Genomic DNA, 14,856 nt, shown 5'->3' on the forward strand with positions numbered 1-14,856 from the left:
GGCGGAGCCCGAGCAGGCCGCCCCGGCCGAGCCGGCGGAGCCCGAGCAGGCCGCCCCCGACATCGGCGCCATCGCGCCACCGGAAGGCCGCCTGGACCGGCTGCGCGGACGGCTGGCCAAGTCCCAGAACACCCTCGGCCGCAGCATGCTGGGCCTGCTCGGCGGCGGCGACCTCGATGAGGACTCCTGGGAGGAGATCGAGGACACGTTGCTGATCGCCGACCTCGGGCCGGTGGTGACCGAATCGGTGGTCGCCGCGCTGCGCGCGAAGATGGCCGCCAGTCACGTGCGGAGCGAGGCCGACGCCCGCGCGGTGCTGCGTGATGTGCTGATCACCGAGTTGCAGCCCGATCTCGACCGCTCCATCAGGGCCCTGCCGCACGAGGACAAGCCCTCGGTGTTGCTGGTGGTCGGGGTCAACGGCACCGGCAAGACGACGACGGTGGGCAAACTGGCCCGCGTTCTGGTCGCCGACGGCAGGCGGGTCGTGCTCGGGGCGGCCGACACATTCCGCGCCGCCGCAGCCGATCAGTTGCAGACCTGGGCCTCGAGGGTCGGTGCGCAGGTGGTCCGCGGCGCCGAAGGGGCGGACCCGGCCTCGGTGGCGTTCGACGCGGTCCACACCGGCATCAGCTCCGGCGCCGACGTGGTGGTCGTTGACACCGCAGGACGCCTGCACACCAAGAGCGGGCTGATGGACGAGCTCGGGAAGGTCAAGCGGGTGGTGGGCCGCCGTGCCGCGGTCGACGAGGTGCTCCTGGTGCTGGACGCGACGATCGGTCAGAACAGCCTGCCGCAGGCCAGAGTGTTCGCCGAGGTCGTCGACATCACCGGGGTGGTGCTGACCAAGCTGGACGGCACAGCCAAGGGCGGCATCGTGTTCCGGGTCCAGCAGGAACTCGGCGTCCCGGTCAAACTGGTGGGACTCGGTGAGGGGCCCGACGACCTCGCGCCGTTCGAACCGTCGGCGTTCGTCGATGCGCTGCTCGGTTAGGGCGGTGCCGGCTTGGGCGCGCGTACGCTGTAAAAGACCGCAATTCTTTCACGGCACGTCATTTTTTGCTGAATGACGGCGTTGAAACCTAGGCGTAACCGGATGCGTAAGCCCGTTCACGTATCCGAAACACGGACGAATCACAGGCGAAACGCGCGCACAAGAGTCTCTTCGGGAGGCCGATCATGATCGGCTGCTCACGTCCCAAGGAGGTTCAAACAAAGTGGTTTTTGGCTTGCATGACGTGGCCCTAGCCATACCAGACGATCAGTTCCTGCCGTTCGGGCCCGATGGCCTCAGCGCCGGGGACACTGCGTGGATCATCACCGCCTCCGCGCTGGTGTTGTTCATGACACCCGGCCTGGCGTTCTTCTACGGTGGGCTCTCTCGGCAGAAGTCCGTCCTGAACATGATGATGATGTCCTTCGGCTCGATGGGCGTCGTCAGCATCATCTACGTGCTGTGGGGCTATTCGATGTCCTTCTCGTCGGCACATACCGGCGGAGGGAACTTCCTCGGCATATTCGACAATCCATTCGCCCTGTTCGGGGTGAACCAACTCACCGAAGTCCGTGAGATCGACGGCGTGGACACGTTCGTCCTCGGCGGGTTCGGCACTGTGCCGGCGATCGTCTGGGTTGCGTTCCAGCTGACCTTCGCCGTCATCACCGTCGCCCTGATCAGCGGCGCGGTGGCCGAGCGGATGAAGTTCGGCACCTGGCTGCTGTTCGGCGGCATCTGGGTCACCCTGGTGTACTTCCCGCTGTCGCACATGGTTTGGGGTGGTGGCCTGCTCTCGGGTTCGGACAAGGGCATCGCGGGCATGTTGTTCGGCCTCGATGACGAAGGCGCGGCCAACGTCGCGCCCATCGACTTCGCCGGCGGCACCGTGGTGCACATCAACGCCGGTATGGCAGCTCTTGTACTGGCGCTGCTGCTCGGCAAGCGCGCCGGGTTCGCCAAGACCGCCTACCGTCCGCACAACGTTCCGTTCGTGCTGCTCGGCGCCGCCATCCTGTGGTTCGGCTGGTTCGGCTTCAACGTCGGCTCGGAAGGCGCCGCGGACGTGCTGGCGGGCCTGGTGTGGGTCAACACCACGGCGGCAACCGCCGCCGCGATGATGGCGTGGCTGCTGGTGGAGAAGATCCGTGACGGTCACGCCACCAGCGTCGGCGCAGCGTCGGGCATCGTCGCCGGTCTGGTTGCGATCACCCCGGCGTGCGGCAACCTGACCCCGATCTGGTCGATCGTCGTCGGTGCCATCGCAGGCGTGCTCTCCGCCCTGGCCATCGGGCTGAAGTGGAAGTTCGGCTACGACGATTCGCTCGACGTCGTCGGCGTCCACCTGGTCGCCGGCCTGTGGGGCACCATCTCGCTCGGGTTCTTCGCCACGGACGCGGGTCTGTTCGTGGGCGGCGGCTTCGAGCAGCTCGTCGTGCAGTTCGTGATCGCACTGGTGGCCGTCGTGTTCACCGCGGTCATGACCTTCATCATCGCCTACATCGTGAAGCCTCTCGGCTGGCGGGTATCCCCCGAGGATGAGGACAGTGGCATCGATGGAACCGAACACGCCGAAACGGCTTACGAGTTCGCCTGATCGGCGACAATTTCATCGGAAGGGATCAACTACATGAAGCTGATTACTGCGATCGTCAAGCCGTTCACCCTCGAAGACGTCAAAACCGGGCTCGAGCAGACGGGTATCCTGGGGATGACCGTCAGCGAAGTTCAGGGCTACGGTCGGCAGAAGGGTCACACCGAGGTTTACCGCGGTGCTGAGTATTCCGTCGATTTCGTCCCCAAGGTCCGCGTCGAGGTCGTCGTCGACGACGCCGCCGTCGACAAGGTCGTGGACGTCATCGTGCAAGCCGCCCGTACCGGGAAGATCGGCGATGGCAAGGTGTGGGTAAGCCCGGTCGAGACGGTGGTCCGGGTGCGCACCGGTGAGCGGGGGGCCGACGCCCTCTAGCCAACTACTATGGAATGACGCGTCGTCTCCCGGCATTTGCACCGTGTGAGCGCTGGATCGTTAAGTGCCGGGAGGACAACAACTCATGACAGAGCGGAACGCAGACCCCGCCGCCGGAGCGCCCCGATGGGTGCGCCCGGCGGCGGGTTCGTTACGGCCCGCCACCGACCTTGCGGCGGCCGCCGCGCAGCTGCTCGTCGGCGGTCCGCGCCAACTCGATGCGGCCGCTCTGCGGGAGGCTCTGCTCGACCTGTACGACTTCTGGCTCACCACCAAGGCGACCGAGATCGGGATCACCGCCAGCAGCGGCTTCGCGATCGTCGCGACCGGTGGGCTGGGCCGCGGTGAACTGTTGCCGTACTCCGATCTCGATCTGATGCTGCTGCACGACAACATGCCAACCGAGGTCGTCAGTGAGGTCGCCGAGTTGCTGTGGTACCCCTTGTGGGACGCCAACATCCGTATCGACCACAGCGTGCGCACCGTGCCCGAGGCGCTCAAGGTCGCCGGTGAGGACATCTCTGCCGGGCTGGCCATGCTCGAGGCGCGCCACATCGCCGGTGACGCGGACCTGTCGTCGCTGCTGGTGGGCGGTGCGCGCCGGCAATGGCGCACCGGGATCACCTCGCGCTTCGACGAGCTCGTCGAGCACACCAGGGCCCGCTGGCAGCGCAGCGGGCAGATCGCCCACCGGGCCGAGCCGGATCTCAAATGCGGCCGGGGCGGGTTGCGAGATGTTCAGCTGCTCAACGCGTTGGCCATCGCCCAGCTGGCCGACGTGTATCCGTCCCCGTCGCTGGCGTCGCCGACTGAAACCCTTGGTGGTGCGCATCTTTCGCTGCTCAACGTGCGGACCGAACTGCACCGGGTGGCCGGGAAGGGACGCGAGCTGCTGCTCGCCCAGTACGCCGACGAGATCGGAGCCGCGCTGCGGGTCGGGGACCGGTTCGATCTGGCCCGGATGCTCTCCGACGCCGCCCGAACGGTCAGCTACTACGTCGACGCCGGGATTCGCACCGCCGGCAACGCGTTGCCGCGCCGCGGGCTGGCCGCGCTGCGCAGGCCGGTTCGCCGCCCCCTGGACGAAGGCGTCATCGAGTTCAACGGTGAGGTGATCCTGGCTCGTGACGCCCGCCCCGGCCGCGATCCCGGACTGATCCTGCGGGTGGCGGCCGCGTCGGCGACGACCGGGCTGCCGATGGCCGCGTCGACGCTGAGCCGGCTGGTCGAGAACGCACCGGAGCTGCGCACCCCGTGGCCGCGCCAGGCGCTCAAGGACCTGCTGGTGATGCTCGCCGCCGGACCGTCCGCGGTGGGAACGATCGAGGCGCTCGACCGCACCGGTCTGTGGGGCCGGTTGTTCCCCGAATGGGGTGCCGTTCGCGACCTGCCGCCGCGCGACGTCGCCCACATCTGGACCGTCGATCGCCACCTGGTCGAGACCGTCTCCCGGGCTAGTGCTTTCACCACCCGGGTGGCGCGGCCGGATCTGTTGGTCCTCGGAGCCCTGGTGCACGACATCGGCAAGGGCCGGGGCGGGGATCACAGCGTCATCGGCGCCGAACTGGCGACCCAGATCGGCAACAGGTTGGGTTTGTGGCCCTCCGACGTCGAGGCCCTGGCCAAGGTGGTGCGCCACCACCTGCTGCTGCCGCACACCGCGACCAGGCGGGATCTGCAGGACCCCAACACCATTGCCACCGTGGTCGATGCCCTCGACGGTGACCTGGTGGTGCTCGAATTGCTGCATGCTCTCGCCGAGGCCGACTCGCTGGCCACCGGCCCGGGAGTGTGGGGCGACTGGAAGGCCTCGCTGATCGGTGATCTGGTGCGCCGCTGCCGGCTGGCGATGGCCGGTGAGCCGCTGCCGCAGCCCGATCCGGTCGACCCGAGGTTCCTCTCGCTGGCCGCGCAGGACACCGTGCACGTCGAGCTCACCCCCGGGGACAACTCACACATCTTCAACGTCACGATGATCGCCCCGGACAAGCGCGGTCTGCTGTCCAAGGCGGCCGGGGTGCTGGCGCTGAACTCGCTGCGCGTGCATTCGGCCTCGGTGAACGGTCACCAGGGCTCGGCGATCAACACGTTCGTGGTCTCACCGCGCTTCGGTGCGCCGCCGGCGGCCGAACTGCTCCGCCAGCAACTGATACTCGCTCTCGACGGCGAACTCGACGTGGTTCGCGCCCTCGAGCAGAAGGAGGCCGAGAGCGTGGGCACCAGCCGGGTGGGCGAGGCGCGGGCGGCGGTGCCGATCAATGCGCCGGCGGCTCCGCCCCGGGTGCTCTGGCACCAGAGCGAGGGCCGCGGTCACGTGGTCGCCGAGATCCGCGCCACCGACCGCACCGGGCTGCTGGCGATTCTGACCGCGGTGTTCGAACGGGCCAAGGTCGACATCGAGTGGGCCAAGGTCAGCACGCTGGGCTCGTCAGTGGTCGACGCGTTCGGAATCGTCATCCCCGCCGGCGCCAACGAGAAGACGGTGCGGCAGAACCTGGAGCGCGACCTGTTCGGGGTGCTGCCCGCGCCGCCGGCCAAGGCGGTCGACGAAGCCAGCTGACGGCGCGGTCGATGCGCTCGCAGCACGACCAGTAGTCTTGGGTCTGTGTTTGAATCGCTCTCCGACCGGTTGACCGGAGCGCTCTCGGGCCTGCGTGGCAAGGGTCGGCTCACCGAGGCCGACATCGACTCCACCGCCCGGGAGATCCGATTGGCGCTGCTGGAAGCCGATGTGTCGCTGCCGGTGGTCCGGCAGTTCGTCGCGCGGATCAAGGATCGCGCCAAGGGCGCGGAGGTCTCGGCGGCCTTGAACCCTGCCCAGCAGGTCATCAAGATCGTCAACGAGGAACTCATCGCGATCCTCGGCGGCGAGACACGCCAGCTGTCCTACGCGCGAAACCCACCCACGGTGGTGATGCTGGCCGGTCTGCAGGGCTCCGGTAAGACGACGCTGGCGGGCAAGCTGGCCCGGTGGCTCAAGGGGCAGGGGCACACGCCGCTGCTGGTGGCCTGCGACCTGCAGCGCCCCGGTGCGGTCAGCCAGTTGCAGATCACCGGTGAACGTGCGGGTGTGCACGTCTTCGCCCCGCACCCGGGAGTGTCGCCCGACGGTGCCGAGCTCGAGCAGATCACCGCGGGGGACCCGGTCGCTGTCGCCTCGGCGGGCCTGGCCGAGGCCCGGGCCAAGCACTACGACGTGGTCATCGTCGACACCGCCGGCCGGCTGGGCATCGACGAAGAGCTGATGCGCCAGGCCGCCTCGATCCGGGATGCGATCAACCCGGACGAGGTGCTCTTCGTCCTCGACGCGATGATCGGTCAGGACGCGGTCACCACCGCCGACGCGTTCCGCGAGGGGGTCGGGTTCACCGGTGTGGTGCTCACCAAGCTCGACGGTGACGCGCGCGGCGGTGCGGCGCTGTCGGTGCGTGAGGTCACCGGGGTGCCGATTCTCTTCGCGTCGGCGGGGGAGAAGCTGGAGGACTTCGACGTCTTCCATCCCGACCGGATGGCCAGCCGGATCCTCGGGATGGGCGATGTGCTCACCCTCATCGAGCAGGCCGAGCAGCACTTCGACGCGGCGCAGGCCGAGGCCACCGCGGCCAAGATCGGCAGCGGTGAGCTGACGCTGGAGGACTTCCTCGAGCAGATGCTCGCGATCCGCAAGATGGGCCCCATCGGCAACCTGTTGGGCATGCTGCCCGGCGCGGGCCAGATGAAGGACGCGCTGGCCGCCGTCGACGACAACCAACTCGACCGGGTCCAAGCCATCATCCGCGGGATGACACCGCAGGAGCGCGCCGAGCCGAAGATCATCAACGCCTCCCGTCGGCTGCGGATCGCCAACGGATCCGGGGTGTCGGTCTCGGAGGTCAACCAGCTCGTCGACCGTTTCTTCGAGGCGCGCAAGATGATGTCGTCGATGGCCGGCCAGATGGGAATGCCGTTCAGCCGCAAGAACAATCGTAAGGCGGCCAAGGGCAAGGGCAAGAAGGGCAAGAAGGGCGGCAAGGGGCCGACCCCGCCGAAGACGCGCAATCCGCTCGGCGCCGGGATGGCCGGGATGCCGCCGGGCTTCCCCGATTTGTCCGACATGCCCAAGGGGCTCGACGAGCTGCCGCCGGGGCTCGCCGACATCGACCTGTCGAAGCTGAAGTTCCCCAAGGGGAACTAGATGCGTCTGCACGTTCGCGGACGCGGCCTGCCGGACGGTGAGCCGGTCGAGTGGTGGATTGTCGATGAGGGCTCGCCCGAAGAGCGTGGGCCCCGCGGCCGGCTCAGCGCCGAACCGGTCGCCGGCGCCGAAACCGTCTTCGGTGCCGACGGGGATGGCGGCTGGATCCTGCCCGGGCTGGTCGACGCCCACTGCCATGTCGGACTCGGCTCCGCCGGCCGGATCGAGATGGACGAGGCGGTCGCGCAGGCCGAAACCGAACGGGCGGCCGGGGCGCTGCTGCTGCGCGACGCCGGCTCACCGACCGACACGCGCAGTTTCGACGACCACGCCGATTTGCCGCGCATCATCCGGGCCGGCCGTCACCTGGCGCGCCCCAAGCGCTACCAGCGCGGCTTCGCTCTCGAACTCGAGGACGAATGGCAGCTGCCCGAGGCGGTAACTGCGCAGGCCCGCTGGGGGGACGGCTGGGTGAAGCTGGTCGGCGACTGGATCGATCGCGACGCCGGCGACCTGACGCCGCTGTGGTCGGACGCGGTGCTCGAAGCGGCCATCGACGCCGCGCACGCCAACGGCGCGCGGGTCACCGCACACGTGTTCAGCGAAGACGCGCTCCCGGGGCTGATCAAGGCCGGCATCGACTGCATCGAGCACGGCACCGGCCTGACCGGGGACACCGTCGACCTGATGGTCGAGCACGGCACCGCGTTGGTGCCCACCCTGATCAACGTCATCGAGAACTTCCCCGACATCGCCGGTGCCGCCGCGAAGTACCCGCGCTATCAACGGCACATGCGGGCGTTGCACGAAACCTGCCTCGACCGGGTCGGTGCGGCCCGGGAGGCGGGTGTGCCGATCTTTGCGGGCTCGGATGCCGGCAGCGCGGTCGCGCATGGACGGATCGCCGACGAGGTCGAGGCGCTCAAGGGCATCGGCATGACGCCCACCGAGGCGCTCGGCGCGGCCTGCTGGGCCGCGCGGGACTGGCTGCGCCGCCCTTCGCTCGAGCACGGCGCCTCAGCCGATCTGGTGTGCTTCGACGAGGATCCGCGCAGCGGGCCCGGTGTGCTGGCCGACCCGGCGCTGGTGATGCTGCGCGGCGCGGTCTACTGAGGCCGCCGGGCCGGCGGTGGTGACCGGTGGCCCACACTCAGCTCAGTGGTCAAAACCCCAGTCGAGCAGCTCGATCGCCTGTCCGTACAGGTCCCCGGTGCCGTACATCTGGACCACCACGAGGCGCCGGTTGCCGCGCTGGGCGGCGCCGACGTAGGTCTTGCGCGCCAGGTTGGTGAAGCCGGTCTTGCCGCCCAGGTCACCGGGGTAGCGGCTGAGCAGCTCGTTCTGATTGTGCAGTGTCCGGCCGGGGAACTGCGCTGACGGCGACCGCATGATGTAGGCGATCAGCGGGTAGTTCAGCGCCGCGCGCATGATCACCGCCAGATCGTGCGGTGTGGTCACCGACTCCCACCCGGGCCCGTCCAGTCCGGACGGTGACGAGGCTCTCGTGGAGCGGGCGCCCACCAGGGCCGCTTTGCGGTTCATCGCGGCCACCGCCACCCGCTGTCCGCCCAGCATGTCGGCGAGCATGTTGGCGGCGTCGTTGCCGGATACCATCAGGATCGCGTCGAGGAGGTTGCGCACGGTGTAGGGCTGCCCCGGTGTGAGCCCCACACACGAACATTCGACCTTGGTGTGTGAATCGTTGGCGCGGGCGAAGTTGTCCGGTCGCAGGTGGTCGAGGACCGTCATCGCCAGCAGCACCTTGATGGTGCTGGCCGGGGCGTACCGCCCGTAGGGGTCGCGGCTGGCCAGCACCTGTCCGGTGTCGAGGTCTGCCACCAGCCAGGCCTGAGCGGGACCGTCCGGGAGCTGCTGTGCGGCAGCGGGTTCCGGAGCCGGCTGGGCGAAAGCCGTTGGCGCCGCGGACAGCTGCGCACCGGACACAGCGGTGCACAGAGCAAGCGCCAGCCCGGCGAATCGTCGTCGCACGCCTGGCGACGCTAGTCGCGGCAGGACTCGACGCGCGCGCGATCAGGTCTCCATCCGGTATCGGCTGGGATCAGAGCTGGCCGACACCGGCGCCGGGCGGCAGCGCGAACCCCCAGTCGAACAGCGCGGCCGCCTGGTCCCAGTAGGTCGGCTGGCCCTCTTTGTTCAGGCCGTGCATCATCGCCACGACCAGGTTGCGGCCGCCCCGCTGGGCGCCGCCGACGAACGTCTTCTGGGCCAGGTCGGTGTACCCGGTCTTGCCGCCGAAGGTGCCGGGGTAGCGCACCAGCAGTTCGTCCTGGTTGACCAGCACCCGATCGCCGTTGCGGGTGGGGAATACCGCGCTGGGCTGGGCGGTGATCTGCGCGAAGACCGGGTTGGCCATCGCGGCGCGGAAGATGACCGCCAGGTCGCGCGGTGTAGACCAGATGTCGATACCCGGCCCGTCGATGCCCGACGGCGAACCGGCGTTGGTGCCGTAGGCACCCAGCAGCGCTGCCTTGCCGTTCATCTTCATCAGCGCGGCCTCGCGACCCCCGAGCATGGTGGCCATGGTGTTCGCCGCGTCGTTTCCGGACACCAGCAGCATCGCCTCCACCAGCTGGCGGGTGGTGTAGGTGAAGCCGGGGGTCACGCCGGCGCAGTTGCACTCGACCCGGGTGTCGGCCTCGTTGGCCACGATCGTGGCATCCAGCGGCAACTCGTCGAGCGCGGTCAGCGCGGTGAGCACCTTGATCGTGCTCGCCGGAGCGTAGGTGCCGTGTTCGTTGCGGGCGGCCAGGATCTCTCCGGTGTCCATGTCGGCCAGGACCCAGGCCTCGGCAGGCCCGGCCGGGACGGGAACCGATCCGGCCGGCTGGCTGACCCCCGCAGGCACCGCCATCGCGGACGACGTGGGGCCGACCGCATGGCCGGCGAGCAGGCACAGTGTCGTTGCCAGACACGCGAGAAGCCTCATCATGTCAGGTGAGCCTAAACCCGCCTGCCGATCGTGTTCAATCGGTGCATGCTGAGCCTCGAGGAGATCTCCGACCGGCTGGAGATCCAGCAGTTGCTGACCGACTACTCCACCGCGATCGACCGGCGTCGATTCGACGACCTCGACGCCGTGTTCACCCCGGACGCCTACATCGACTACCGCGCCATGGGCGGCATCGACGGACGCTATCCCGAGGTGAAGGCGTGGCTGGCCGAGGTGCTGCCGAACTTCCCGGCGTATTCACACATGCTGGGCAATCTGTCGGTGGTCTTCGACGGGGACACCGCGACTTCGCGGGTCATCTGCTTCAACCCGATGGTCGTCGACGCCGAGAGCAAGCAGATTCTGTTCTGCGGCCTGTGGTACGACGACGCGTTCATCCGGACGCCGCAGGGGTGGCGGATCACGTCTCGAGTCGAGACGAAGTGCTTCGACAAACTACTGTGACCCGATGTGACCGACGTCGATGAGTTCGCCCCCGAGTCCACCGTCAGAAACATCGAACAGGCAATAGAGCGAAGCGCTTTCGCCGAACTCACGGCGTTCATCAGCCCGTTACCCACCGGCCAGATCGTGGACATCCTGGAGCGGCTCGGCAGTAACCAACGCGCGGTGGCCTACCGGGTGCTGCCCAAGGCCCGCGCGGTGGAGGTGTTCGAGGTTCTCGACGCGAGCCTGCAAAGCGATCTGGTGGGTGCGCTGCAGGACGAGCAGACCGCCGAGCTGTTCGCCGATCTGGACCCCGACGACCGCGTCGAGCTGCTCGACGAACTGCCGGCCAACGTCGCCCGCAGGCTGATGCAGGGGCTGCCGCCTGCCGAACGGGAGATGACCGCGGAGATCCTGGGCTACCCGCAGGGCTCGATCGGGCGGCGGATGAGCCCGGAGTTCGTCAGGGTGCGTCCCGAGTGGACGACCGCCACCGCGATGACCAAGCTCTCCGACCACCTCGACGACGCCGAAACCGTGTACACCCTGCCGGTCACCGACGACGACCGCACCCTGATCGGGGTGGTCAGCCTGCGCGAAATCCTCAAAGCGCGTCCCGGCACGACCATCGCCGAGGTCATGCAGCCGGCGCAATGGGTGCACGCCACCGACGACGCCGAGACCGCCGCGCGCCGCTGCGCCGACCTGAAGCTGCTGGCGCTGCCGATCGTGGACCACGAAACCCGGATCGTCGGTGTGCTGACCGTCGACGACGCACTGGCCATCCTCGAGGACGCCGACTCCGAGGACCAGGCCCGCATCAGCGGTGTGGAACCGCTGCGCCGGCCCTACCTGAGCGCCCCGGTACTGGGGCTGATGCGCTCGCGTGTCGTCTGGCTGCTGGTGCTGGCCATCGGGGCGACCCTGACCGTGCAGGTCCTCGAGGTGTTCGAGGAGACCCTGGCCGAGGTCGTCACGCTGGCGCTGTTCATCCCGCTGCTGATCGGCACCGGCGGCAACACCGGCAATCAGGCGGCCACGACCGTGACCAGGGCGCTGGCGCTCGGCGATGTGCGGCCCAGCGACGTCGGCAAGGTGCTGTTCCGCGAATTCCGGGTGGGGCTGTCGCTGGGCGTCGTGCTCGGCGGACTCGCCTTCGCCGTCGTCTCGCTGGTCTACAGCGTCGACATCGGCACGGTGATCGGGCTGACCTTCCTGGCGCTGTGCACGATGGCCGCCACGGTCGGCGGGGTGATGCCGTTGCTCGCCCGGGCGATCCGCGCCGACCCCGCGGTGTTCGCCAACCCGTTCATCTCGACCTTCGTCGACGCCAGCGGTCTGCTCATCTACTTCTTCATCGCCAAGGCGGTGCTCGGAATCTGAGTCGCCCACCGGCGATTTTCAAGACAGGCCGCTGTTCTGGCACAATGGTCGGCTGTCCGTCCACGGTGCCCCTCGGGGCGTGCCGTGGGCCGGTCACACACGTAAGGCAAAACCGGATCCCGGCATCCCGCCGGCGATCGCTGAATTGCAGCGTGGCAATCACAGGAGAAGTCGCCTCACCATGGCTGTCAAGATCAAGCTCACCCGGCTCGGCAAGATCCGCAATCCGCAGTACCGCATCGCCGTCGCCGATGCGCGCACCCGTCGCGAGGGACGCGCCATCGAGGTCATCGGCCGGTACCACCCGAAGGAAGACCCGAGCCTCATCGAGATCGACTCGGAGCGCGCCCAGTACTGGCTCGGCGTCGGCGCCCAGCCCACCGAACCCGTGCTGCAGCTGCTCAAGATCACCGGCGACTGGCAGAAGTTCAAGGGCCTGCCCGGTGCCGAGGGCACGCTGAAGGTCAAGGAGCCCAAGCCCAGCAAGCTGGACCTGTTCAACGCCGCACTCGCCGACGCCGACGGTGGCCCGTCCAACGAGGCCGTCACCCAGAAGAAGAAGAAGGCTCCGGCCAAGAAGTCCGAGCAGGGCGAGGCGACCGAGGCCACCGAGGCTTCTGACGCCGCCGAGCCGGCCGACTCCGCGACCGCCGAGAGCTGAAGCCGATGAGCACTGTGGTCGTCGACGCCGTCGAGCATCTGGTCCGCGGGATCGTCGACAACCCCGACGACGTGCGCGTCGACATGGTGACCAGCCGGCGCGGCCGCACTGTCGAGGTGCACGTCCACCCCGAGGACCTGGGCAAGGTCATCGGGCGCGGCGGACGCACCGCGACCGCGTTGCGCACCCTGGTGGCCGGCATCGGCGGACGCGGTATCCGCGTCGACGTGGTGGACACCGACCAGTAGCCGACATGGACCTGGTGGTCGGGCGGGTCGTCAAGGCGCATGGCGTCACCGGCGAGGTCGCCGTCGAGGTGCGCACCGACGACCCGCATGGCCGCTTCCGGCCCGGGGCCAGATTGCGCGGACGCGCCGCCCGCGGCGGGTCCGGCACCGAACGCGAATTTGTCGTCGAATCCGTCCGTGAGCACGGTGGCCGGCTGTTGATGCGGTTCGCCGGTGTTGCCGACCGCGGCTCGGCAGACCTGCTGCGCGGCACGGTGTTCCTGGTCGACTCGGCGGACCTGCCGCCGATCGACGATCCCGACGAGTACTACGACCATCAGCTCGAGGGCATGAGCGTCGCGACGACCGCCGGACAGCGGGTCGGAACCGTCGCCGAGGTGCTGCACACCGCCGCCGGGGAACTGCTGGCGGTGCGCCCCGAGAGCGGGGGCGAGGTGCTGGTGCCGTTCGTCTCGGCGATCGTCGTGTCGGTGTCGTTGGCGGACAACGCCATCGAGATCGACCCGCCCGAGGGTCTGCTCGAACTCCAGTGATGGCCGACTGTGCGTATTGACATCGTCACGATATTCCCGGAGTTCCTGGCGCCCCTGCGGCAGTCGCTGCCGGGCAAGGCGATCGACGCGGGGATCGTCGATCTTGCCGTCCACGACCTGCGGGCCTGGACCCACGACGTGCATCACTCGGTGGACGACTCGCCCTACGGGGGCGGCCCGGGGATGGTCATGAAGGCGCCCGTGTGGGGTGCGGCCCTCGATGAGATCTGTTCGCCGGAAACCCTTCTGGTGATCCCTACGCCGGCCGGCCGGCTGTTCACCCAGGCCATGGCGCACGAGTGGACCGCCGAGACCCACCTGGTGTTCGGCTGCGGCCGCTACGAGGGCATCGACCAGCGGGTGGTCACCGACGCCGAGCGCCGGATGCGGGTCGCCGAGGTCTCGATCGGCGATTACGTGCTGCCCGGCGGCGAGTCGGCCGCGCTGGTGATGATCGAGGCCGTCGTGCGGCTGCTTCCCGACGTGCTCGGCAATCCCGCGTCACACCAGGATGATTCGCATTCGGCTCTGGTGGGTGGCCTGTTGGAGGGGCCCAGCTACACCAGGCCCGCCCGGTGGCGGGACCTTGATGTGCCCGACGTGCTGCTGTCCGGTGACCATGCGCGTATCGCCGAGTGGCGGCGCGACCAGCGACTGCGACGCACCCGCGAGCGCCGCCCCGACCTGCTCGACTAGATCGAGCCGTCCGGGAACATCGTGTGAACCGCCTCGGTGAGGGTTTCCCGGGCCGTCGCGGGATCGGTGGCCTGCATCGATCCGATGGCCATCACGTAGCGGCGGTCGGGGCCGACGACACCGGTGGACAGGTGCAGCCAGTCCGAACCGATGCAACACATCCAGCCCTGCTTCACCGCGACGGGTTCGCCCGGCAGCCCCTCCGGGATGCCGAAGCGTTGTGGATAGACACCCCCCGGAACCATCCCGTCGGGTGCCGTCGGCGTCGACGCGGCCAGGTTGGCCAGGATGACGCTGGCCTGCTCGGGCGGCAGACCGCCGGTGCCGGCGAGCATCTTGTCGTAGTAGCGCACCAGGTCGGTGACGGTGCTGGTGGTGTTGTACCAGCGACCGTTGCCCGGCGGCGAGGTCTGGGAGAGCCCGTAGCGCGACACCACCCGATCGATGATGGCGCTGCCGCCGCTGCGGTTCCAGAAGACCTCTGCGGCGCTGTCGTCCGAGGAGCGCAGCATCACCTGAAGTGCCTGCCGGTCCTCCTCGCTGAGCGTGGCCCGGCCTTCGGCGACCTGCAGCAGCAGATCGTCGGCGATGAACAGTTTGACCACCGAGGCGATGGCGATGGTTCTGCCGTTGCCGTTGGTCACCAACTGGCCGGTGTTGCGGTCGAGCACCGCGGCGGTGATGTCGGCCCCTGCCGCCGCGGCCTGGGCGGTGGCCTGCTGCTCGCGTTGGGCCAGGCCGGCGAACGAGGAGGCCGGGGCGTCGGGCGGAGCCTCGGGCAGCGGGGCCATGGTGCCCAGC

15 protein-coding genes are annotated in these 14,856 nt (G+C 68.8%); 12 read left to right on the plus strand and 3 right to left on the minus strand.

Annotation, left to right across the window (positions count from 1 at the left end; translation table 11 throughout):
• From ftsY to ACXAID_RS21945, 6 genes are all read left to right on the plus strand, one after another.
• A partial coding sequence (gene ftsY, locus ACXAID_RS21920; RefSeq protein WP_475024300.1) for a signal recognition particle-docking protein FtsY occupies window positions 1-994 on the plus strand: 994 nt, incomplete at its 5' end.
• A gap of 244 nt (window positions 995-1,238) precedes the next feature.
• Window positions 1,239-2,591, plus strand: a complete 1,353-nt coding sequence (locus tag ACXAID_RS21925; protein ID WP_475024301.1) for an ammonium transporter — start codon at window positions 1,239-1,241, stop codon at window positions 2,589-2,591.
• Between the two features lie 33 nt (window positions 2,592-2,624).
• Window positions 2,625-2,963 carry a P-II family nitrogen regulator gene (locus ACXAID_RS21930; RefSeq protein WP_011779408.1) on the plus strand — a complete coding sequence of 113 codons (339 nt, stop codon included), beginning with the start codon at window positions 2,625-2,627 and terminating at the stop codon, window positions 2,961-2,963.
• Between the two features lie 85 nt (window positions 2,964-3,048).
• Entirely contained in the window at window positions 3,049-5,523 is a 2,475-nt protein-coding gene (locus ACXAID_RS21935; protein ID WP_475024302.1) for a [protein-PII] uridylyltransferase, read from the plus strand.
• Between the two features lie 45 nt (window positions 5,524-5,568).
• On the plus strand, window positions 5,569-7,137 hold the full coding sequence (gene ffh, locus ACXAID_RS21940) for a signal recognition particle protein (protein WP_475024303.1): 1,569 nt from the start codon (window positions 5,569-5,571) through the stop codon (window positions 7,135-7,137).
• Window positions 7,138-8,250, plus strand: coding sequence for an amidohydrolase family protein (locus tag ACXAID_RS21945; RefSeq protein ID WP_475024304.1), 1,113 nt, complete (start codon window positions 7,138-7,140; stop codon window positions 8,248-8,250).
• A gap of 42 nt (window positions 8,251-8,292) precedes the next feature.
• Here the strand turns inward: ACXAID_RS21945 and ACXAID_RS21950 are convergent, their stop codons facing one another.
• Both ACXAID_RS21950 and ACXAID_RS21955 read right to left on the minus strand, forming a co-directional pair.
• Entirely contained in the window at window positions 8,293-9,126 is an 834-nt protein-coding gene (locus ACXAID_RS21950; protein ID WP_475024305.1) for a D-alanyl-D-alanine carboxypeptidase family protein, read from the minus strand.
• A gap of 70 nt (window positions 9,127-9,196) precedes the next feature.
• Window positions 9,197-10,087 carry a D-alanyl-D-alanine carboxypeptidase family protein gene (locus tag ACXAID_RS21955; protein WP_475024306.1) on the minus strand — a complete coding sequence of 297 codons (891 nt, stop codon included), beginning with the start codon at window positions 10,085-10,087 and terminating at the stop codon, window positions 9,197-9,199.
• A gap of 45 nt (window positions 10,088-10,132) precedes the next feature.
• Between ACXAID_RS21955 and ACXAID_RS21960 the strand changes: the two genes are divergently transcribed.
• The 6 genes from ACXAID_RS21960 to trmD all read left to right on the plus strand — a co-directional run bounded on the left by ACXAID_RS21960 (window position 10,133) and on the right by trmD (window position 14,055).
• Window positions 10,133-10,552, plus strand: coding sequence for a nuclear transport factor 2 family protein (locus ACXAID_RS21960; protein ID WP_475024307.1), 420 nt, complete (start codon window positions 10,133-10,135; stop codon window positions 10,550-10,552).
• 51 nt (window positions 10,553-10,603) lie between these two features.
• Entirely contained in the window at window positions 10,604-11,917 is a 1,314-nt protein-coding gene (gene mgtE / locus ACXAID_RS21965; protein ID WP_475024312.1) for a magnesium transporter, read from the plus strand.
• Between the two features lie 181 nt (window positions 11,918-12,098).
• Complete coding sequence (rpsP, locus tag ACXAID_RS21970; RefSeq protein ID WP_475024308.1) at window positions 12,099-12,578, plus strand: 30S ribosomal protein S16; 480 nt, start codon at window positions 12,099-12,101, stop codon at window positions 12,576-12,578.
• Between the two features lie 5 nt (window positions 12,579-12,583).
• Window positions 12,584-12,826, plus strand: coding sequence for an RNA-binding protein (locus ACXAID_RS21975; RefSeq protein ID WP_067334285.1), 243 nt, complete (start codon window positions 12,584-12,586; stop codon window positions 12,824-12,826).
• 5 nt (window positions 12,827-12,831) lie between these two features.
• Entirely contained in the window at window positions 12,832-13,359 is a 528-nt protein-coding gene (gene rimM / locus ACXAID_RS21980; RefSeq protein ID WP_475024309.1) for a ribosome maturation factor RimM, read from the plus strand.
• A 9-nt stretch (window positions 13,360-13,368) separates the two neighbouring features.
• Complete coding sequence (gene trmD / locus ACXAID_RS21985; protein ID WP_475024310.1) at window positions 13,369-14,055, plus strand: tRNA (guanosine(37)-N1)-methyltransferase TrmD; 687 nt, start codon at window positions 13,369-13,371, stop codon at window positions 14,053-14,055.
• Here trmD and ACXAID_RS21990 read toward each other — a convergent pair.
• The coding region (locus ACXAID_RS21990) for a serine hydrolase (protein WP_475024311.1) at window positions 14,052-14,856 on the minus strand (805 nt) is incomplete at its 5' end. The two genes, trmD and ACXAID_RS21990, sit on opposite strands and share 4 nt — an antisense overlap.

The organism is Mycobacterium sp. ABE4_509 (genome assembly GCF_056160785.1).

Bases quoted from the DNA above. Each gene is read 5' to 3' on its own strand.
- ACXAID_RS21930 (WP_011779408.1), top strand. From the start codon at position 2,625: ATGAAGCTGATTACTGCGATCGTCAAGCCGTTCACCCTCGAAGACGTC.
- ACXAID_RS21935 (WP_475024302.1), top strand. From the start codon at position 3,049: ATGACAGAGCGGAACGCAGACCCCGCCGCCGGAGCGCCCCGATGGGTG.
- ACXAID_RS21945 (WP_475024304.1), top strand. From the start codon at position 7,138: ATGCGTCTGCACGTTCGCGGACGCGGCCTGCCGGACGGTGAGCCGGTC.
- ACXAID_RS21955 (WP_475024306.1), bottom strand. From the start codon at position 10,087: ATGATGAGGCTTCTCGCGTGTCTGGCAACGACACTGTGCCTGCTCGCC.
- ACXAID_RS21960 (WP_475024307.1), top strand. From the start codon at position 10,133: ATGCTGAGCCTCGAGGAGATCTCCGACCGGCTGGAGATCCAGCAGTTG.
- rpsP (WP_475024308.1), top strand. From the start codon at position 12,099: ATGGCTGTCAAGATCAAGCTCACCCGGCTCGGCAAGATCCGCAATCCG.
- ACXAID_RS21975 (WP_067334285.1), top strand. From the start codon at position 12,584: ATGAGCACTGTGGTCGTCGACGCCGTCGAGCATCTGGTCCGCGGGATC.
- rimM (WP_475024309.1), top strand. From the start codon at position 12,832: ATGGACCTGGTGGTCGGGCGGGTCGTCAAGGCGCATGGCGTCACCGGC.